Consider the following 19,560-nt stretch of genomic DNA (forward strand, 5'->3'; position numbering starts at 1 on the left):
ATGAGTTTAGTTAAATATGAGATTTTAACAAAGGTTGCGGAGGTGGCAAGCTTTACAAAAGCTGCAGATGCATTAGGATTAACGCAATCCGCAGTAAGTCACGCCGTTTCTAGTTTAGAAAAGGAATTCGGTTTTGCGCTCATTCATAGAAGTCGAGCTGGTGTTACATTAACAAGTGAGGGAGATACTATGCTAAGGGCTATGAGACATGTTCTCGATGCACAAGAGTTGCTACAGCAGGAAGCGGCACATATACTTGGCGTTACTCGTGGTAAAGTACGAATAGGTGTTATTTCAAGTATCTCCTCCAATTGGATGCCAGAAATTATTCGAATTATGGACAATCAATTTCCGGGGATACAAGTTGAATTACGTGAGGGAGACTATTATGAGATTGAACAATGGCTACTAAGTGGAGAGGTGGAGGTAGGATTTTTAAATGGGCAAAAATCAGAGCAATTTCTATTTACAGAACTTCAGCAGGATCCACTGTTATGTATCGTCTCTGATAAAAGCCCATTATTCAATAAGACAGTAATTGATATTATTGAACTAGAGGATATGCCCTTTATCATGACTTCTTACAAAGGAACAAATGATGTAAAAGTCATTTTGGAGCAATATCATGTGAAGCCAAATATTCGCTTTGAACTATCAGAAGAAGTAGGGATTATTTCGATGATCTCCCACCATCTCGGTATCAGTATTTTACCAAAGCTAGTGATAAATACATTACCGCCTACTTTAAAAGCAATTCCTTTAAAGCAAGGTGGATATCGTACAATTGGTATCGCAATGAAGCATCATGCATCTCCTGTTACAAAGAAATTTGCAGAAATTTTAAGTACCTGGCTTCAAGAGCAAAATAATCATGCATAATTGTTGAGTGAGAGAACAAGAAAAACGGCATTGATGCATCTCCTAGCATTACGTTAAAATAGTATTTGTAGATTTTTAAGAAAATGGGTGAGTGTATGGGGACATTACAAGGGAAAACCGTACTCATTACAAGTGGGGGAACACTTGAAAAATGGGATCATGTACGAGGGCATACAAATTTATCTAGAGGAACAATGGGCTGTTATTTAGCAGAGGCAGCACTAGCTGCTGGCGCACGGGTTCTATATATGCATGGTTATTTTGCACAGCTCCCAGCAAATAAAGATAAAATGCGTACAATCAGATTTGAGGGCATCGAGGATTTAGGCGAGAAGATTCGTCATGCAGTGCAGGAAGAACAGATAGATATTGTAATTATGGCTGCAGCTGGTTCTGACTGGGTCATTGACAAGGTGTATGATCAATCAGGTAATTTAATGAAAGAAGCAGGTAAAATGCCATCTGATGAGCCACCTATTATTCACTTTAAAAAAGCGCCAAAGATACTAGGACAAATAAAAGATTGGCAGCCCAATGTGACTTTAGTGGGCTTTAAGCTTGAAGCAACAGATGATGAGGAGTTTTTAGTATCAAGGGCCAGACTACGAATGCAAACAGCCAATGCTCAATTTATGGTAGCAAATAGCTCTCAATCATTATATGGTGGACAAGAACCGCATTGGATTGTTCCAGCAGAAGGTCAACCAATCAAGATGATAGGTAAGGCAGAAGCGGCCAAGGCATTAATGGAATGCTTACAACAAGACTAATCGTTAAGCTGTGTAGATATTCAAAACTCTACATGGCTTTTTCTTGTTTTACAAAGTAATATAATTTATTATTCACTTAACGGTCGGTAAAAACGGAGGGATATCATGGGGAATCGAGAACAAACCTTTAATAAAATTCTAGAAGTCGCATATGTTATGTTTGCGGAAAAGGGATTCGAAAAATCAAGCTTAGCAATGATTGCAGCAGAAGTAGGAATATCAAAACCAGCAATTTACTATTATTTTCAATCCAAAGATCAATTAATAGCCTATTTATTTGAGGAAATCTGTAAAGAAATTAAACTTGAAATTACCTTTGACTTCAAGGATCTTTCAAAAAGTAATCTAAAGGCAAAGCTCTTAGAAATTGGGTATAGTTCAATTGAAGAACAAAAGAAGGATCCATATTTTAATAAAATATTTAATCAATATATGCTGTTAGCATCTCGTGATGAAAGCTATATGAAAAGATTATATGATTTACAATCTACCTTTTTAGCGAGTTTTTATGAATTATTGAAATATGCTGTACAAATTAAAGCTATCCATGATGTAAATATTGAAGCAAAAGCACATGTACTCGCAATGGTTTACGATAATATTGGAAATTTCATGCTTACTGGTAGCACGTTAAATTACAAAGACATTTGGAAGGAGGCTGTTGAAAATGTCATTGGGGAGATTAATGATGAAGAATAAGATTCCCAAACGCATTCCCAAATATAAGTCCTTTTCATTATTGTGCGCTCCATCTAACTAAACGATACTACGATGGAGAAATAATGCAGGTTGGGGATCATAGGATATATATTGCGGCAAAAGAAAGAACAGGAAATACATGAACAGAAGCTCACTTTTTACAGAAGATACACCCATTTTTTAAATAACAAAGTATTCTTCTAGGTTTTGTAATATTTATATTGACATTAGGTTTTCAGAATTATAGAATTATTTCCAAGAAACGTAATACTTTTAACTAGAGAGATAGAGGGACTTGGCCTCATGAAGCCTTGATTGCCAACATTGTAGGTGCCAAATCCAATAGAAGGAAATAAGGGGCTATCAATCAGTTTGATGCGTAGGCTTCTTTTGTACAAAAGAATGAAAAGAAGGGGTGTATCGTATGGCTCAGCAAGCAAAGGTAGATGACAAAAAAATAGAAGCAATTGCCAAAGCAATTCAAAATTTAGAATTTGGTGAAGTGCAAATTACGATTCAGGACGGTGTCATCGTTCAAATTAACAGACTCGAAAAGCAAAGATTTCCACAGAAAAAATAACGAATTATGGGGAGATGATATATCGGAATGCTTTTCATCCAAACTCCCTGAAAAACTTGAGCTTATGAGAAGTTGCCTTAATAGATTGTTGAGGAAAAGGTGACTTAAAAAGTGATACAAAAAACAGGATGACGTTGAATCATCCTGTTTTTTTGCATTATTTCGAAATCATCTATTCATAAAAGCTTTTTGGAATTTGACCGATATGTCTTCGATGATAGAGTAGAGGCTCTATTTGGGTAGCATCAATTTCAAGGACTTGCCCAATAAATACGGTATGATCACCAGCGTCAATTTGCTGAAATGTTTTACATTGTAATATGGCCGCTGTATCATGTAAAATCGGTAGATCGTGAATGGAAGTTGACCACTTCACCTGTGCGAAACGATCTGGAATTTTACTTGAAAATAGTGTACATAAATGTTCCTGATTGCTTGCAAGAATATTGACCGCAAATTTTTGGGTAGCTGTAAAATATGGATGGAGCTGCGATTTTTTATCAAGTGACCATAAAATTAGGAGTGGATCTATAGAAACAGATGCAAAGGAATTTACAGTTAGACCAATTGGTTCATTTTTATCATTACAAGCAGTGACAACTGTAACACCTGTAGGATAATTCCCTAATGCTAGTTTAAAAGCGGCTATTTTGTCTGACATTCTAATCACCTCTTGATATTTTATCTCTTTTAAGGATTAACGCCTCATTATTAAGTGAATATACCATTAATTATTAGAAATGAAAAACCTTTTCGATGCGCATTAAAAAATAGTAATCATAAAATAGAGTGAATTCGTAACTATTTGAATTTTTTTAATATTAATTTAAACCAACAAAACTAACAGGTAAAGTATATAATGAAAGAGAAAAAAGGGGGTTTAGATATGACTTTGTATTTTGATCATTTGGTTCATCAAGTTCAATCACCAGAGAATTCAAGGGTTTTTTTAAACAAACGTAATATCCATACAGTGAACGGGGGCCAACACACAATGTGGGGGACATATAATACGTTAAGCTATTTTGGATTAAACTATATTGAGCAAATTGCTATCTATGATCGTGATCTATTTGAACAGGCAGCAAAATTGCCATATTCCTTACATTATACGTTTAAGAATGACAAAGAGCGCTATGGTTTTTCAAGAATTGCATTACGAACTAACAATATTGAAGAACAAGGGGCAAGGTTACATGCAATGGGGCTAGAAGTTTACGGACCTGATGCCTGTAGCAGAACGCGTCCAGACGGCTCTGTTGTAGAATGGAAGCTATTACACTTTGGGAAACCAGGGCTGCCGATTGATTTTCCATTTTTGATAGAGTGGGCTGAAGAGGATGAGAAGCGATATTTGCAGCTAAAGGAAAGTGGAGCGATTGATACGAATCATACTATAACGATGGAGTCTGTTCAATTTTTTGTGAAGGATGTACAGACTACGGTTGCATTATGGCAGGAAGTGTTAGAATTACCCGAGCCTCAGCAACATGCGCAATTTACATCCTTACAATTGCCCAATATTCGTTTGGATTTTTATGAGAAAGCCGCTGCAAGTACAATGACACTAGGTCATTTAAAAGAGGGTCCATTTGGGGTAACACTTAAAGATCCAAATAGAACAAAGGAAACGCTTATTTTTCCAGCTGCATTTTATTGGGTAAATCGTTGACTTGGAATATAAAAAGGAGCTGTTCAGTGGAAGAACAGCTCCTTATGCTTATAATTTCACAACATTTGATGCCTGTGGTCCTCGATTGCCTTCTACCACATCAAATGAAACTTTTTGACCTTCTTCAAGTGTACGGAAGCCTTCCTCTTGGATCCCCGTAAAATGTACAAATACATCTTCTCCATCATCACATTCAATAAAGCCATAACCCTTTTCATTATTGAACCACTTTACGATTCCCTGTTGCATAAGCATTCGCCTCCAATGCGCTTGAATGTAAAACTCATCAATTAAGTCTGACACGAGAAAATGTGAAAAAATGCATTTTCATTAAGAACATACATGAATTGAACAAAGTTGTCAATTGATTGTCGAATTGCTAGCATAACTAATTATGTTTTCTTTCACAATAAAGTCTATAATGAAATTGAACAACATAGAAAGTAGGATGCCAAATGACAACGAAAAATCAACCATTAACAGATTTAGAAATCGCGAGTCAAGCGGTTATGAAGCCTATTACGGATATTGCAAAAACAGCAGGTATTCCAGAGGATGCCCTTGAGCAGTATGGACGCTACAAGGCAAAAATTGATCCAATAAAAATTACAGCACACGGTGAGGATGCAAAGGTAGTTTTAGTAACAGCGATTAGTCCTACCCCAGCAGGTGAAGGAAAGTCAACTGTAACCGTTGGACTAGCGGATGCCCTCCATCAGTTAAATAAAAATGTAGTCGTGGCTTTACGTGAGCCATCCCTAGGTCCAGTAATGGGGGTAAAGGGTGGCGCAACTGGTGGTGGATATGCACAGGTTGTACCGATGGAAGATATTAATTTACATTTTACTGGTGACCTTCATGCGATTACAACTGCCAACAATGCATTATCAGCCTTTATAGATAATCATATCCATCAAGGCAATGTGTTAAACATTGATCCACGTCGTATCATTTGGAAGCGTGTGATGGATTTAAATGATCGAACACTGCGAAAAGTAGTCGTTGGTCTAGGTGGTCCTGTTCAAGGGATGCCGCGTGAGGATGGCTTTGACATTACAGTTGCTTCAGAAATTATGGCTGTCTTTTGTTTAGCGACAAGCATAGAAGATTTACGTGAGCGTTTAGCAAGTATTGTGATTGGCTACACATTTGAGCGTGAGCCTGTATTTGTACGTGATTTGCAAGTAGAGGGTGCCTTAACACTATTATTAAAAGATGCCTTTAAACCAAACTTAGTACAAACGCTTGAGGGCACACCTGCAATTATACATGGTGGACCATTTGCTAATATTGCACACGGCTGTAACTCGATTATGGCGACACAAACTGCTCGTAAGTTAGCGGATATAGTAATTACAGAAGCTGGATTCGGCTCTGATTTAGGTGCTGAGAAATTCATGAACATTAAAGCTCGTAAAGCTGGTTTTAAACCAAGTGCTGTTGTTATTGTAGCAACGATTCGAGCTTTAAAAATGCATGGCGGTGTTGCGAAAACAGCGCTTGTAGGGGAAAATGTTGCTGCCCTACTACAAGGAATCGAAAATTTAGCGAAACATGTTGAGACAATTCGTACATTTGGCGTTGAACCGATTATCGCATTAAATCGATTTATAACAGACACAGAAGCGGAGTTAGAGGCAGTACTAAATTGGTGTAAAATGAATCATGTGCGCATTGCTCGTACAAATGTCTGGGAAGAGGGCGGAAAAGGCGGTCTTGCCCTAGCTGAACAAGTACTAGCTGTTTTAGATGAAGAAAACAACTTCTCCCCTTTATACGATGTAACAGAATCCATCGAAGAAAAAGTTCGTACCATCGTACAAAAGGTATATGGCGGGAAAGATGTACAATTTACCGACCAAGCGAAAAAACAAATCGCCCAGATTGAAAAATTTGGCTGGGATGTGCTCCCGGTTTGTATGGCAAAAACGCAATATTCTTTATCCGATCAACCAAATTTACTAGGCCGTCCAGAAGGCTTCACGGTTACAATTCGTGAGGTTATTCCAAAGCTAGGTGCAGGCTTTTTAGTTTGCTTAACGGGTGACATTATGACAATGCCAGGCTTACCAAAAGCACCAGCTGCATTGCGTATGGATGTGGATAATGAGGGCCATGCAATAGGGTTGTTCTAGATAATATAAAATGTTAAAGCTGCTCCTTTTACTAATAGGAGCAGCTTTTTTCATTTCTTTATAAAAATGAATACCTTGTATTATTAGGTATTATATATTATATTGAATTGGGGTGAGTAAAAAATGGAAGTGAATAAAGAGGTTTTAAAAGGTCATATTGACACAATAATTCTGTCACTGCTACATAGTAAGGATATGTATGGCTATGAACTTGCTAAAATGGTACGAGAAAAAAGTGATAAACAATTTGAATTAAAAGAAGGTACACTTTATTTGTCTTTAAAGCGATTAGAAAAAAATAAATGGATTGAATCTTACTGGGGCGAAGAACAAGGACCGGGTGGGAGAAGGAAATATTATAAACTCACATCACTTGGTATAGTTGGTTTTGAAGAAAAGTGTTTAGAATGGGATTTCGTTAAAACAATTATTGATACATTTTTGGAAGGGGGTAAAAAACATGAATAAAATCGAAGAGTTTGTAGATTCGGTATATCACAATTTTGAGGGTAATAAAAAAGAAATAATCGAATTAAAGGCAGAAATGAAAAGTCATTTATTAGAGGCTGTACATGAGCTAAGGGGAGAAGGAAAATCAGAAGAAGTTGCTATCGAAATTGCAATTGAGAGATTTGGTGGAGAACAGGAGATACGAACTGTTTTAGGGCAATTGTTTAGGGCACAAAAAACCTTTGCAAAGTGGGTGCTTTATCTTGCAATAACAATTCTTGTTCTTAGTTCAACTGTATTCGGATCTATGTGGGCTATAGGTGAGCAAAAATCACATGAAAATGCAGTTATTGCCTCACAAATATTCGATATTTTAGAAAATAAAAAAGTCATTACAGAGGATATAAGCAAAGAAATTGAAAACTTAGTACAAAGTACAAATCAAATTATAAAAGTTCAAATTTATAATATACAAGATGTTAAGCATGACGCAGAAAATTATACATCTATTTTTGAATATGTAGATAATGCAGTGCCAAATTATGAACTTGAAAAAGCGGCATGGGCACCTGAATGGATTTTTGATATATATCCATTTGGCAATGGAAATTCAGAATGGTATATCAGTATGGAAATAAGGCATATGGATATTCTGATGATTGTAGTATTCTTAATAGGTGTTGCAGTTTATGCAGTTTTATTTACAATTTGGGCAACGATTAATGCGTACCATCAAAAAAGATTAACTATTGGGTGGATACTGATATTTGCTTTATTAAATGTTGTTGGCTACTGGATCTACAAATTTAGTAGGGAAAAGGCTATTTGATATTTATTAAAAAACAGGAAGAATTGTAGCAATTTTGGTTTTTGTCTTTAATATTGATTTATTAACTAAAATGCCCTAAAAATTGTTTGGTTGTACATCATAGCATATAAAGATACAAAAAAGCTGCTCCATTTAAGTTAGAAAGGGCAGCTTTTACTATTTCTCAAAAGTTCAAAGGTAAATAGGTACCATATCGAATAAGTAAGAAACTAGTTAGCCATAAAAAAATGGCTATTCGAATGAGCATATACATTGTAAATTCAAAGACAGAAAGCTTTCTTTCTCGCTTTAATTTTTTAAAAAGTCTTACAGAAAACAGGGAACATAGAAGAAGTACGGCCATAGATAATTCGTAAACGTTCTCTAACAAGCTTATATTTTCTAAAAGGCTTTTCAAATATAATCATCCTCTCCTAAAAAGGATATGAGCAGTTTAAACTTATTATGAAGTTAAGGACTTTGGTGTATGACCAGGGTCTTTTTTCTTTTATTACCTATTAGGGAAAATTTATGTAATGTAATATTTGGTGCTTTTTATAAATAACTACCCAACATTGGTAAGAAAAAGTGGAATTTTACTATAAATTTAATTGTCAAATGAATTTTTATTTAAAAAATACATTGAATTTTCTTTCTCTTTTACATATAATTTATTTAATTCTTAATTGGAACACTGTTCCGATAATAGGAACACGGAGGGATGAAGACTTGAAAATCGCAACAGATATTGGTGGTACTTTTACCGACCTAGTTTATACAGATGAGAAGGGAAATCTTCATTTTGACAAGGGACATACAACTCCAGGTCATTTTGAGGATGGTATTTTAAATGTATTAGGGCGACATGTGACGGAAGATTCACTGATTGAGTCATTTATTCATGGTTCAACAGTCATTATTAATACATTAACGGAAAGAAAAGGGGGCGTAGTTGGGTTAATTACAACGAAAGGCTTCCGTGATGTATTGGAGATTGCTCGTGGTAATCGTCCAGACTTATATAATTTTAAGTATAAAAAACCTGAACCTTTTGTAGAGCGGTACTTGCGGCAAGAAATTGATGAGCGCATCGATTATAAAGGAAATGTTATGAAAGCGCTTAATACCAAGGAAGTTAGTGATATTGTTCGCAAATTTAAGGAATTGGGTGTAGAGGCTATTGCCATTTCATTGATTCATGGCTATAAAAACCCAATTCATGAATTACAGCTAAAGGAAGAAATTGAAAAGCTTTGGCCAGAGGTGTATATCACACTTTCAAGCGAAACGATTAAAGAATATCGGGAATACGAAAGAACAAATACAACTGTTTTAAATTCATATGTTAAGCCAATTGCACATGCTTATTTAAAAAACTTAAAAGAAAAATTAAGCACGATCGGAATAACAGATCATTTGAAAATTATGCAATCAAATGGAGGCACGACAAGCTTTGATAAAGCGATGGAATTACCAATTAATCTCGTTGAATCTGGTCCAGTAGCAGGTATGTTTGGTGCTGCCAAGCTAGGGGAGCTTTTAAATGAGTCAAATATCATTGCCTTTGATGTAGGCGGAACAACAGCAAAATGTTCACTTATTACAGAAGGAAAGGTAAATGTTACAACAGATTACTATATTGAAAGAAATGAAAAATTTGCTGGTTATCCGATTAAAACACCTGTTGTTGATATTGTTGAAATCGGTAATGGTGGTGGTTCCATCGCACGTGTCGATCAATTTGGCTCCTTAAAGGTTGGTCCAGATTCTGCAGGTGCAAATCCAGGACCAGTTGCGTATGGCTTAGGCAATACACAGCCAACAATTACAGATGCAAATGTCTATTTAGGCAGATTATCATTAGAAAACTTCGATAATCCAGTGTCTATTGACAAAGTAGAGGAGGCACTAACTGAAGCAATCGCAAAGCCGTTTAATGTGACAGCAGAAGAAGCTGCGCAAGGGATTTTAGATATTGCCAACTCTAATATGCTAAATGCGCTCAAGCTAATTTCTATTCGTAAAGGCTATGACCCCGAAGATTTTACAATGGTTGCCTTTGGCGGTGGGGGTCCACTACATGCGATTAATTTAGCGCAGGAATTGGGCATGAAGAAAGTCATTATACCGTATGGCTCATCGGTCTTTTCAGCACTAGGGATGATGATGACAGAATACCGACAAGATTATATTCAAACATGTTTAATGAATTTTGATCATCATCATCTAGCTACTATTCAAAAAAATATTGATGAAGCAATTGAAAATGCTTATGCCGAAGCACCTTTATCAAACGAACATTATTATTTCGAGATAAATTACGATTTGCGCTATAAAGGTCAGGAGCATGCCGTTAAATTAAATGCATCAAATATTGCGCTTCATGAAGAAGAGCTAACTCAATTAGCAAAAGCATTCCATGTCAAACATAAACAGGAGTTCTCTTTTGATTTACCAGAGACGCCAATAGAGCTAGTGAATTTACATCTCACAATTTATGGGAAAGATGAAGCGGTCCAGTTTAAGGAGTTAGATTTCTCACATATTGACGCTTCTACTTGTATAAAAGCAACAAGAAAGTTATATGTCAAGGAAGCAGGCTGGGTAGAGGTAAATGTCTACGATCAACAAAAATTAGTACCTGGTTATGTGATTGCTGGTCCTGCTATTGTAGAAAGTCCTACATCTACAGTTGTGATAAATGAAAAACAATCTATTGAAATAGATAAATACGGCAATCTAATTGTAGAGATGGAGGGGAAATAAAACATGAAAAAAGATGTTTTTGCTATAGAAATTATTCAGGATTCATTGCTGGCAATTGGCGATGAAATGTTTGTTGCATTAGCTCGTTCATCCATGAGTCCCGTTATCTATGAAGTGTTAGATTATGCCTGTGGTCTAACGGATGCCAAGGGTAATTTGATTAGCCAAGGTAATGGGGTGACAAGCTTTATTGGGATGCTAAGTCCTATGGTTCAACGTGTCATTGAAAAATATGATAATGGAAAGAAATTAAACGAAGGAGATGTCATCATTATTAATGATCCTTATGTTGGTGGAGGGTCGCATTTATCGGATGTAGGTTTGGTTTTACCGATTTTCTATAATGGAGAAATTATTGCTTATTCTGCAAATAAAGCACATTGGACTGAAGTAGGGGGAATGGACCCTGGCTCATTTACAAGTAATTCGAACGAAATCTATCAGGAAGGTCTCCAATTACCAGGGGTGAAGCTTTATCAAAAGGGCGAGCTCAATGAAGGTATATATGAAATTATTTCTACGAATGTTCGTTTACCAGAGCTATCCATTGGCGATATGTTTGCACAGGTAGCAGCCTTAAAAACAGGTGAAAAACGAATTGCAGAGCTTTGTCAGAAATTTGGTGCTGAATCTGTGAAGCTGTCCATTCAAAAATTATTGGACAAGGGTGAAAAAATTGTAGAGCTTGAGCTTCAACATTTACCAAAGGGTGAATTTTATGCGGAGGACTTTATTGAAGGTGATCCATTAAAGGGTGGACCTTATCCAATAAAAGTGAAAGTAACGATTAGTGATGAAGAATTTATCTGTGACTTTAGAGGCTCACATCCTGCTGTGAATGTGCCAGTAAACTGCTCACAATTCGGCTTAATGGCTAGTGTTCGTGTCATGTTCTTAGCATTACTCGGCGATATTGATGTGATTAACGAGGGAGTCTTTAAACGTTTGACTATTTTAACGGATGAAAATTCCATTGTCTCGGCTAAACGCCCACACCCAGTATCCATGAACTTTGAGGCACGTATTGGAGCGGCAGATTTAATTTGGAAGGCTCTTGCGCCATATTTACCAGAGAGATTATCAGCAGGACATTTGCAGTCGGTTTGCACTTTTATCTTAACAGGTAAAAATCCTGAAAATAATGAGTCCTTCTTAATCGTTGAACCTTCTGTAGGTGGTTGGGGAGCGTCAAATGATGAGGATGGTCAAAGCGGGCAATATTGTATGGGAGATGGAGAAACGTATAATCTTCCTATTGAAATTGCGGAGACAAAATATGGTATTCAAATTGATGAATATAGCTTAAATTGCGATGGGGCTGGTGCTGGGCAATTTAGAGGCGGCTTAGGTGTACGCCGAGTTTATACCGTTAATCATGATGGTCAAAAGGTTTCCGTCAACTTAGGTAGACATCAATTTGCACCATTTGGCTTAAATGATGGCGAGGAAGGCTCACATAACTATCTCATTATTCATAAAAAAGATGGTACAAAGGTGGGGCCAGTAGGAGTACTCGCCAATTATGAATTACAAAAAGGAGATCGTATTGAGCTTGTCACAGCAACAGGGGGTGGCTATGGCAATCCAAAAGAGAGAAGTACGAAAGCGATTGAAAAAGATTTGGTAAATGGATATATTTCTTTAGAGGTAGCTAAAAAACGTTACGGTTACCAAAACGCATAAAAGGAGAAATATATAAATGACTGTCAAGACATTAAAAAACTCATTGGATATACTAGAATGCTTCGCAACTACAGAAAGCTCATTAGGTGTACGTGAAATTTCACGCATGACAAAATTGCATACTAGTGTTGTACAAAGAACAATCAATACATTTACAGAAGCAGGGTATTTATTACAGGATGAAGCAACGAAAAAATATAAATTAGGTTATAAAATGTTTATATTTCATGATGCGCTCTCCAATACAAGTGACCCGCATTTTACAATTTATGAATTGATGCAAAGTCTTGCGAGTGAAATCAATGAATCCGTATTTCTAACTTATATGGATAATGAGTATGGTGTGACAGCAAAAATTGCTGAAAGTAATAAAAATATAAAGTATGCGGTGTCATTAGGTACAAAAACACCACTTTATATCGGTGCTTCCTGTAAAGTTATGTTTGCCTATTTAGACGAAGAAAGACAGCTTGAATTATTAGCCTATTTTCATGAAAAGCAGTCTGATGAGGAACATAAAAAACTTCTTGCTAATTTACAAGAGGAACTGCAAGCCATACGACAAAACAATTGGTGTGTTACTGTAGGGGAGTATAATGAACATGCTTTTGGTATAAGTGTACCATTATTCAATCATAAGAAAGAAATCATAGCATCTTTGACGATTTCTGGATTAGTATATGACATTGACGAACAAAGGGAGAAATACATGCTTGAACAGTTAGTGAAAATTGCTCATCAAATTCAATCACACATATCTAAACTATAACAACAATAGGGGAGCTGACACTATGAATAATAAAGTATTACATCCGCGGGCTTTAGAGCCTGTAACTCTACTAATGATTGTCTTAACATCTGTCGTAGGGGCAATTATTGGGATACAGCTGATTACGACTTTGGGGATTTCTGCTAATACATCCATCATCGGGGCTATATTTGCGATGATTTTAGGAAGAATTCCAATTGGTAAGCTAATTGCTTTCAAATCCGTGCATAGACAAAATATTATACAAACGGCGATATCATCGGCTACTTTTAGTGCAGCGAGTAGCCTAATGTTACCAATCGGTATTCCGTATGTTTTAGGCTATGAAAATTTAGTATTGCCTTTGTTTATTGGTGTTATTTTAGCGATGTTTGTGGATGCTTTATTATTATATAAATTTTTTGATACAAAGATTTTCCCAGCAACAGGTACTTGGCCACCAGGGATTGCAACAGCTGAAGCCATTAAAGCTGGCGATAAAGGCGGTAAAAATGCAAAGGTATTAATTGGTGGGGTGTTAATCGGTATTGTGGGGTCTGTTCTTAAAATTCCAATGTCAGCTTTTGGGGTAGCATTTATCGGAAATATTTGGGCACTTACAATGTTTGGAATTGGTCTTTTATTAAGAGGATATTCTGTCCAATTATTTAATGTCGATTTAAATGAATATTATATTCCACATGGCATTATGATTGGAGCGGGCATTGTAGCCCTTTTCCAAGTTGCTTTTACTTTACTAAGTAAAAGAGCGACTGAAAAATCAGAAGAATTAATCTATTCGAAAGATCCAAAAGAAATTCGACAAGGTTTTGGTGTAGGCTTTATTGCTTATTTAGCGATTTCGTTATTAATCGCTGTATTTGGTGGTATTATTTCACATATGTCCTTTGGTATGTTAGTAGGCTTTATTATTTTTGCAACAATTGCAGCATTTGTGCACGAGCTTATTGTTGGGATTGCTGCGATGCATGCAGGCTGGTTCCCCGCATTCGCAGTAGCGTTTATTACGCTAATTGTCGGTATATTAATTGGATTCCCAGCACCCGCTCTTGCTTTGTTAGCTGGCTATAGTGCGGCAACAGGGGTAGCATTTGCTGATATGGGCTATGACTTGAAAACAGGTTTTATTTTACGCGGAAACGGTAGTGATCCTGCATTAGAAAAAGAAGGGCGTAAACAGCAAATGATTGCAGGTATGCTAGCCTTTTCAATTTCTGCAGTTGTTGTTTTACTATCGTATCAATCTTATTTTGCGCAGGATTTAGTAGCACCTGTCAATCATGTATATGCAGCTACTATCCAATCAGGAGTGACTGGAGACGTAGCGAAGCAGCTATTGCTATGGGCGATTCCCGGGGCATTGATTCAATTAATTGGTGGCTCAAAGAGACAAATGGGTATTCTGTTTGCAACCGGTTTATTACTTATTAATCCTATAGCTGGTTGGGCTGTATTAGTCGGTATTTTACTTCGTGTTATTTTCACTTCTGTAACGAAAGGTGAGAGAGAGTCTGAAATGACCGTCTTTGCAGCAGGTGTTATAGCTGGAGACGCTTTATATAGCTTCTTCTCTTCCATTCTTAAGATAGGAAAATAGAAAGGAGTAAGAGCAAATGGTAAAAGTGTTAACGTATGAAGATGGCTTAGCCGCTGTTTATGGGGGTGCAATCCTCGGAGGCGGCGGTGGTGGCCTCCTAGAGGAAGGGTTAAAGTTAGTGGAGGAAATTTTCGCTGCTGGACAACCTCAGCTTATCGATATAACGGCATTAAATCAAGAAGATTTAGTAGCGTGCGTAGCAATGGTTGGAGCACCTTCAGCGGAGGAACAATATGTATCCAATAAACAGTTATGCTGGAGTTATCAACAAATGAATGCGTATATGGACCATCGACTAAAAGGAATTATTACAAATGAAAATGGTGCCATAACGACAATTAATGGCTGGCTACAATCGGTATTGCTAAACGTACCAGTCGTCGATGCTCCCTGTAATGGACGAGCCCACCCGACTGGCATTATGGGTTCCTTAAGTCTACATGAGCAACTAGATTATCAATCGGTTCAATTTTATGCCGGTGGGAAAAAGAATTACGCTATTCAAGGATTTGCTGAAGGAAACTTACAAAACACAGCAAAAACAGTTCGTCATGCTTCTATTTTAGCTGGAGGATTGGTAGCGGTGACTCGTAATCCAGTAACAATAGGCTATTTGAAGGAGCACGGTGCACCAAAAGCAATATCTGCCGCTATTGAGCTCGGATATAGCTTCCTAAAAGGGCGAACAATAGAGGAGAAGTTAAAAAATATTATTCATTTATTAAAAGGCAAGCATATCGTATCTGGAAAAGTGAAGGATTTTTCTCTCTTAAAGGAAAATGGCTTTGACGTTGGTAGTTTAACGGTTGAGGATGTTAAATTAACTTTCTGGAATGAATATATGACATTATCAAAGGCAGGAATGATCCAATCGAGATTTCCAGATTTAATGATGACATTTGATATTGAAAGGATGGTGCCAGTACCAAGTGCTAGCATTAAAGAAGGTATGCATATAGCTGTTATTCAAGTTGATCAAAGCCATTTATATTTAAGCTCAACAATGAAAAATGCAGAGCTGCTACAGGAAATTGACAGGATTATTGGTAAGGTTCTATAACAATGTAGGAAATATCGGACGGAAACCTAATAAATAAAAGCTGCCATCATCTACATGTAAGTGAGATGGGCAGCTTTTATTGTCCCTTCAGCGGGTGGGTATAACTGTACATAAAAATTGTTCCTACTTCCTTCATAGCATAATACTTCTTCTATGGCTTAAATGTAACTCGAAAAAATTTGCCTACATAAATTATCTTTTATTGTTCACACAACTCTAATTAGCCAGCTATTTACATCATGTCAGCAAACGATTGTACACATTTTTCATTAAAGGGAGAAGCTACGTTCATTCTTATTCTGTATTGAATAAAAGAAGGTAACATCAATTAATGACAAAAATAATGTACACTTGCAACATATGAACTAAGCTTCATGGTCGTGGAAACAAGCCTAACAGACTGCTCATCTATTTCAATTTGTACAAACACTATGCGGGTTAAAACAAAGAATTTCTAAGGGAAAGTGTTCACTTTTATTTTTTTTCTTAGATGATTGGTAAATGTTTACATACATCATCTTGTAACACATTATTCAATTGTAAGCCCGCTGAAGTTAATCATTAATCTGTGAAGAACATAGTTACCGTACATTGAAATAGTGAGATACAGAACAAGAAAGTTGTTCTGTATATGTATCATATAATATTCTGAAAAATTAGTCAATTGAAACGTTTTGTTTATCTAAATTTTATTGCTGCAGAATATCACTTATCAGTATAATAGCAAAAGAAGGGACTGAGTGAAGAACATGAACGATTTGATGGATAAAGTACGAAGCATTTATGAGCAGTTTGATGCCAGCCATGATTTTCAGCATATTGAACGCGTTTACCAAAATGCTATGGACATTTTACATAGTGAGCCAGCAGCAGATGCGGAAGTCGTGAAAATTGCGGTGCTGCTGCATGATGTAAGTGATAAAAAGTATACCAATAATAAAGAGCAAGAAAATCAGCTAATTGCTGAGTTAACATTAAGCGAAGATAAAAAGCGGCATATTCAAGATTGTATTGCTCAAGTATCATTTAATGGGGGGAATGAGCTTGAAGCAACATCTATTGAGGCAAAAATAGTACGAGATGCTGATCGCTTAGATGCCATTGGAGCTATTGGAATTGCACGTACATTTGCATATGGTGGTGCAAAGGGGCGAAAACTGTATGACACAGCAGAACAAGCGCGAACAACTATGACGGAGGAAGAATATCGCACTAAAAATACATCCTCAGTCACACATTTCTACGAGAAGCTTTTATTCTTAAAGGATTTAATGACAACTAAAAAAGGCAAGCAAATGGCTAATGAACGCCATCAGTTTATGGAAGGCTTTTTACAGCAGTTACAAAAGGAGATTGGCCGATAAAGTAAAGAGCGTTTAATCAGCGATTCTATTGCCTGAAACTACTCTGGATATTACAGGAAATGGAACACTCATATTCTATTTGCTTCGCATTTCCAAGTTCAAGCAGGTTTAGAATGATGAATCATGAAAAAGGCGTAGGTGTCGCATTAAAATTGCACACCTATGCCTTTTTTTTACATATAGGTTTGGTTAAGCTTTATATCAAAATTTTGTACAGTCTCATGATGATAGAAGATGATTCGTGGAAAGAATTCCACCACCAGTGTCCCCAAATTTTATAAAGAAAAATAGATAACGATCAATCAGCACACTCATGATAGACCTACACTCTTCAGTTTGTTGTTCTTTGTTTACCAGTCGTTTGGTGTTATGATTAATAATGGATATCAATAATACGTCTACATATTAAGCGTGAAAGAGATGGAATAGTGGAATGAGTCATTTAATTATACAAAATTTAACAAAAACAGTGGGCGATAAAACGCTCTTTCAAAATATTGAATTTACAATTTATGAGGGAGAGCGAGCTGGCTTAATTGGAATTAATGGAACGGGAAAATCCACTTTATTGTCCATAATAGCTGGGCAGATTGAGGCAGATTCAATGAATATTGATAGACCTAATAAATATCGGGTTGCTTATTTGCCACAAGACCCTACATTTGCTAGTGGAGAAACGGTTTTGCAGGCTGTGTTTGCAGGAGATTCCCCCATTTTAAAGTTAAATCGTGAATATGAGGAAACAGTAGCGGCTCTTGCTTCAAACCCTACCTCAGAAAATCTACAAAAAACGTTGTTTAGCTTGCAGCAGCGTATGGATGAGGAGCAAGCATGGGATGTCAATGCACTAGCAAAAACAGCACTAACGAAGCTTGGCATTGAGACATTCGATAAGGAAGTATTAACACTGTCAGGTGGTCAGCAAAAGCGGGTTGCTTTAGCGAAGGTGTTAATTGAGCCTGCAGATCTGTATTTATTGGATGAGCCTACTAACCATTTAGATGTACAATCGACGGAATGGTTGCAAGAAATGGTATTACGATTAAAAGGGGCCGTTATTTTTATTACCCATGATCGTTATTTTTTAGATGAATTATCTACGCATATTTACGAGCTAGCTGATCAAACGTTGTATCGTCATATAGGGAATTATGGGGACTATTTAGAGGCCCGTGCTATTCGTGAAGAAATGAGAGCAGCCTCTGCCCAAAAAGACCGCAATCGCTATCGCTCAGAATTGAAATGGATTCGTCGCGGCGCGAAAGCACGTTCAACAAAACAAAAGGCACGAATTCAACGATTTGAACAACTTGAAGAAAACCTAGAGCATAAAACTGAGGATGTTTCGTTAGAGATGGGGCTAGCTACTACACGACTTGGTCGAAAAGTATTAGAGGCTGAAAACATTTCAAAGGCATTTGGACAGCAAAAAATTCTTGAAAATTTTTCATTTATACTCCAACAAGGTGATCGTATCGGTATTATTGGTGCCAATGGGGTAGGAAAATCAACATTATTGAACATGCTAGCAGGTGAGCTGATACCGGATATAGGTGAGATTCTTGTTGGCTCAACAGTAAAGCTAGCACATTTCAAACAGACGTTACCGAAAATGAATGAAAATGAGCGCATGATTGAATATATTCGTGAAGCCTCCAATGATATTACAGATGCAGAGGGGGTGCGTTACTCTGCAGCTCAAATGCTGGAGCGATTCTTATTCCCGCTCCATGCACATGGGACGCCAATCGGTAAATTATCTGGTGGGGAACGTAAACGCCTTCATTTATTACATTTATTAATGGAGCAGCCGAATGTTCTATTACTAGACGAGCCTACCAATGATTTGGATATTGAAACATTGGGCGTGCTGGAAGACTTTATTGAGCATTTCCCTGGTGTTGTGATCACTATATCTCATGACCGTTTCTTCCTTGACCGAATTGCTAAAAAGCTTTGGATTTTAGATGGACAGGGTCAGGTAGAGGAGACACTGGATCTTTATAGTGAGTATTTGGCAAAACGTGAGCAGGAGGCTGCTGTAAAAGTAGAGTTGCCGAAGACTGAGAAACCTAAAACGGAAAAGCCAAAATCGGACAAGAAAAAGCTATCCTTTAAAGAGCAAAAAGAGTGGGAAACGATTGCAGACGATATTGAAAAAACAGAGGCTGCCATTATGGAAACTGAAGAAGGAATTGCGAATGCTGGCTCTGATTTCACGAAGCTACAGGAATTAACGGCAAAGCTAGATGAGCTTAATGCTCAGTACGAAAATTTGATTGAAAGATGGTCTTATTTAGAAGAAATTGTGAATGGATAAGGAGCGAT

Annotated in this window: 18 protein-coding genes; 15 read left to right on the top strand and 3 right to left on the bottom strand. The window is 36.9% G+C overall.

Annotated elements, in window-relative coordinates:
• The 4 genes from AC2CGN_RS05220 (at nucleotide 1) to AC2CGN_RS05235 (ending at nucleotide 2,928) form a co-directional block, all read left to right on the top strand.
• Nucleotides 1–879, top strand: a complete 879-nt coding sequence (locus AC2CGN_RS05220) for a LysR family transcriptional regulator (RefSeq protein WP_286923858.1) — start codon at nucleotides 1–3, stop codon at nucleotides 877–879.
• Between the two features lie 95 nt (nucleotides 880–974).
• Nucleotides 975–1,649, top strand: a complete 675-nt coding sequence (locus AC2CGN_RS05225) for a phosphopantothenoylcysteine decarboxylase domain-containing protein (RefSeq protein ID WP_484512541.1) — start codon at nucleotides 975–977, stop codon at nucleotides 1,647–1,649.
• Nucleotides 1,650–1,754: 105 nt separating this feature from the next.
• A complete protein-coding gene (locus tag AC2CGN_RS05230; protein ID WP_429984984.1) occupies nucleotides 1,755–2,348 on the top strand; it encodes a TetR/AcrR family transcriptional regulator in 594 nt (197 codons plus the stop codon).
• Between the two features lie 424 nt (nucleotides 2,349–2,772).
• Nucleotides 2,773–2,928 (top strand): YezD family protein, encoded by a 156-nt coding sequence (locus tag AC2CGN_RS05235; RefSeq protein WP_283871794.1) that lies wholly within the window; start codon nucleotides 2,773–2,775, stop codon nucleotides 2,926–2,928.
• Between the two features lie 172 nt (nucleotides 2,929–3,100).
• Here the strand turns inward: AC2CGN_RS05235 and AC2CGN_RS05240 are convergent, their stop codons facing one another.
• On the bottom strand, nucleotides 3,101–3,589 hold the full coding sequence (locus AC2CGN_RS05240) for a flavin reductase family protein (RefSeq protein WP_369595338.1): 489 nt from the start codon (nucleotides 3,587–3,589) through the stop codon (nucleotides 3,101–3,103).
• Between the two features lie 225 nt (nucleotides 3,590–3,814).
• Between AC2CGN_RS05240 and AC2CGN_RS05245 the strand changes: the two genes are divergently transcribed.
• Nucleotides 3,815–4,600: a VOC family protein gene (locus tag AC2CGN_RS05245; RefSeq protein ID WP_283871796.1), complete on the top strand. Its 786-nt coding sequence runs from the start codon at nucleotides 3,815–3,817 to the stop codon at nucleotides 4,598–4,600.
• A 48-nt stretch (nucleotides 4,601–4,648) separates the two neighbouring features.
• Here the strand turns inward: AC2CGN_RS05245 and AC2CGN_RS05250 are convergent, their stop codons facing one another.
• Nucleotides 4,649–4,849 carry a cold-shock protein gene (locus AC2CGN_RS05250; protein ID WP_004269397.1) on the bottom strand — a complete coding sequence of 67 codons (201 nt, stop codon included), beginning with the start codon at nucleotides 4,847–4,849 and terminating at the stop codon, nucleotides 4,649–4,651.
• Nucleotides 4,850–5,055: 206 nt separating this feature from the next.
• Here AC2CGN_RS05250 and AC2CGN_RS05255 point away from each other — a divergent pair, with 206 nt between their 5' ends.
• The 3 genes from AC2CGN_RS05255 to AC2CGN_RS05265 all read left to right on the top strand — a co-directional run bounded on the left by AC2CGN_RS05255 (nucleotide 5,056) and on the right by AC2CGN_RS05265 (nucleotide 8,014).
• Nucleotides 5,056–6,735 carry a formate--tetrahydrofolate ligase gene (locus tag AC2CGN_RS05255; protein ID WP_429984985.1) on the top strand — a complete coding sequence of 560 codons (1,680 nt, stop codon included), beginning with the start codon at nucleotides 5,056–5,058 and terminating at the stop codon, nucleotides 6,733–6,735.
• A gap of 123 nt (nucleotides 6,736–6,858) precedes the next feature.
• Entirely contained in the window at nucleotides 6,859–7,203 is a 345-nt protein-coding gene (locus AC2CGN_RS05260; protein ID WP_484512546.1) for a PadR family transcriptional regulator, read from the top strand.
• A complete protein-coding gene (locus AC2CGN_RS05265; RefSeq protein WP_429984987.1) occupies nucleotides 7,196–8,014 on the top strand; it encodes a permease prefix domain 1-containing protein in 819 nt (272 codons plus the stop codon). Before AC2CGN_RS05260 ends, AC2CGN_RS05265 begins: the two co-directional genes overlap by 8 nt.
• Nucleotides 8,015–8,177: 163 nt before the next feature.
• Here AC2CGN_RS05265 and AC2CGN_RS05270 read toward each other — a convergent pair whose 3' ends face one another.
• Nucleotides 8,178–8,357 (bottom strand): hypothetical protein, encoded by a 180-nt coding sequence (locus AC2CGN_RS05270; protein WP_484513162.1) that lies wholly within the window; start codon nucleotides 8,355–8,357, stop codon nucleotides 8,178–8,180.
• A 365-nt stretch (nucleotides 8,358–8,722) separates the two neighbouring features.
• Between AC2CGN_RS05270 and AC2CGN_RS05275 the strand changes: the two genes are divergently transcribed.
• The 7 genes from AC2CGN_RS05275 to AC2CGN_RS05305 all read left to right on the top strand — a co-directional run bounded on the left by AC2CGN_RS05275 (nucleotide 8,723) and on the right by AC2CGN_RS05305 (nucleotide 19,552).
• A complete protein-coding gene (locus AC2CGN_RS05275; protein ID WP_484512548.1) occupies nucleotides 8,723–10,759 on the top strand; it encodes a hydantoinase/oxoprolinase family protein in 2,037 nt (678 codons plus the stop codon).
• Between the two features lie 3 nt (nucleotides 10,760–10,762).
• On the top strand, nucleotides 10,763–12,442 hold the full coding sequence (locus tag AC2CGN_RS05280) for a hydantoinase B/oxoprolinase family protein (protein WP_429981282.1): 1,680 nt from the start codon (nucleotides 10,763–10,765) through the stop codon (nucleotides 12,440–12,442).
• Between the two features lie 16 nt (nucleotides 12,443–12,458).
• Nucleotides 12,459–13,211 (top strand): IclR family transcriptional regulator, encoded by a 753-nt coding sequence (locus tag AC2CGN_RS05285; RefSeq protein WP_286923869.1) that lies wholly within the window; start codon nucleotides 12,459–12,461, stop codon nucleotides 13,209–13,211.
• A 22-nt stretch (nucleotides 13,212–13,233) separates the two neighbouring features.
• Nucleotides 13,234–14,808, top strand: a complete 1,575-nt coding sequence (locus tag AC2CGN_RS05290) for an OPT/YSL family transporter (protein WP_484512551.1) — start codon at nucleotides 13,234–13,236, stop codon at nucleotides 14,806–14,808.
• A gap of 16 nt (nucleotides 14,809–14,824) precedes the next feature.
• Nucleotides 14,825–15,868 (top strand): S-methyl thiohydantoin desulfurase domain-containing protein, encoded by a 1,044-nt coding sequence (locus AC2CGN_RS05295; protein WP_484512553.1) that lies wholly within the window; start codon nucleotides 14,825–14,827, stop codon nucleotides 15,866–15,868.
• Between the two features lie 749 nt (nucleotides 15,869–16,617).
• Nucleotides 16,618–17,232 carry an HD domain-containing protein gene (locus AC2CGN_RS05300; protein WP_484513164.1) on the top strand — a complete coding sequence of 205 codons (615 nt, stop codon included), beginning with the start codon at nucleotides 16,618–16,620 and terminating at the stop codon, nucleotides 17,230–17,232.
• 433 nt (nucleotides 17,233–17,665) lie between these two features.
• The gene (locus AC2CGN_RS05305; RefSeq protein ID WP_484512555.1) at nucleotides 17,666–19,552 is read left to right on the top strand and encodes an ABC-F family ATP-binding cassette domain-containing protein; all 1,887 of its coding nucleotides are present in this window, start codon (nucleotides 17,666–17,668) and stop codon (nucleotides 19,550–19,552) included.
• Nucleotides 19,553–19,560 lie beyond the last annotated feature (8 nt).

This window comes from Lysinibacillus sp. DFXJR4 (assembly GCF_057196045.1).

Coding starts and splice junctions, on each gene's coding strand:
- AC2CGN_RS05220 (WP_286923858.1), top strand. CDS start 1: ATGAGTTTAGTTAAATATGAGATTTTAACAAAGGTTGCGGAGGTGGCA.
- AC2CGN_RS05225 (WP_484512541.1), top strand. CDS start 975: ATGGGGACATTACAAGGGAAAACCGTACTCATTACAAGTGGGGGAACA.
- AC2CGN_RS05230 (WP_429984984.1), top strand. CDS start 1,755: ATGGGGAATCGAGAACAAACCTTTAATAAAATTCTAGAAGTCGCATAT.
- AC2CGN_RS05235 (WP_283871794.1), top strand. CDS start 2,773: ATGGCTCAGCAAGCAAAGGTAGATGACAAAAAAATAGAAGCAATTGCC.
- AC2CGN_RS05240 (WP_369595338.1), bottom strand. CDS start 3,589: ATGTCAGACAAAATAGCCGCTTTTAAACTAGCATTAGGGAATTATCCT.
- AC2CGN_RS05245 (WP_283871796.1), top strand. CDS start 3,815: ATGACTTTGTATTTTGATCATTTGGTTCATCAAGTTCAATCACCAGAG.
- AC2CGN_RS05250 (WP_004269397.1), bottom strand. CDS start 4,849: ATGCAACAGGGAATCGTAAAGTGGTTCAATAATGAAAAGGGTTATGGC.
- AC2CGN_RS05255 (WP_429984985.1), top strand. CDS start 5,056: ATGACAACGAAAAATCAACCATTAACAGATTTAGAAATCGCGAGTCAA.
- AC2CGN_RS05260 (WP_484512546.1), top strand. CDS start 6,859: ATGGAAGTGAATAAAGAGGTTTTAAAAGGTCATATTGACACAATAATT.
- AC2CGN_RS05265 (WP_429984987.1), top strand. CDS start 7,196: ATGAATAAAATCGAAGAGTTTGTAGATTCGGTATATCACAATTTTGAG.
- AC2CGN_RS05270 (WP_484513162.1), bottom strand. CDS start 8,357: ATGGCCGTACTTCTTCTATGTTCCCTGTTTTCTGTAAGACTTTTTAAA.
- AC2CGN_RS05280 (WP_429981282.1), top strand. CDS start 10,763: ATGAAAAAAGATGTTTTTGCTATAGAAATTATTCAGGATTCATTGCTG.
- AC2CGN_RS05285 (WP_286923869.1), top strand. CDS start 12,459: ATGACTGTCAAGACATTAAAAAACTCATTGGATATACTAGAATGCTTC.
- AC2CGN_RS05290 (WP_484512551.1), top strand. CDS start 13,234: ATGAATAATAAAGTATTACATCCGCGGGCTTTAGAGCCTGTAACTCTA.
- AC2CGN_RS05295 (WP_484512553.1), top strand. CDS start 14,825: ATGGTAAAAGTGTTAACGTATGAAGATGGCTTAGCCGCTGTTTATGGG.
- AC2CGN_RS05300 (WP_484513164.1), top strand. CDS start 16,618: ATGAACGATTTGATGGATAAAGTACGAAGCATTTATGAGCAGTTTGAT.
- AC2CGN_RS05305 (WP_484512555.1), top strand. CDS start 17,666: ATGAGTCATTTAATTATACAAAATTTAACAAAAACAGTGGGCGATAAA.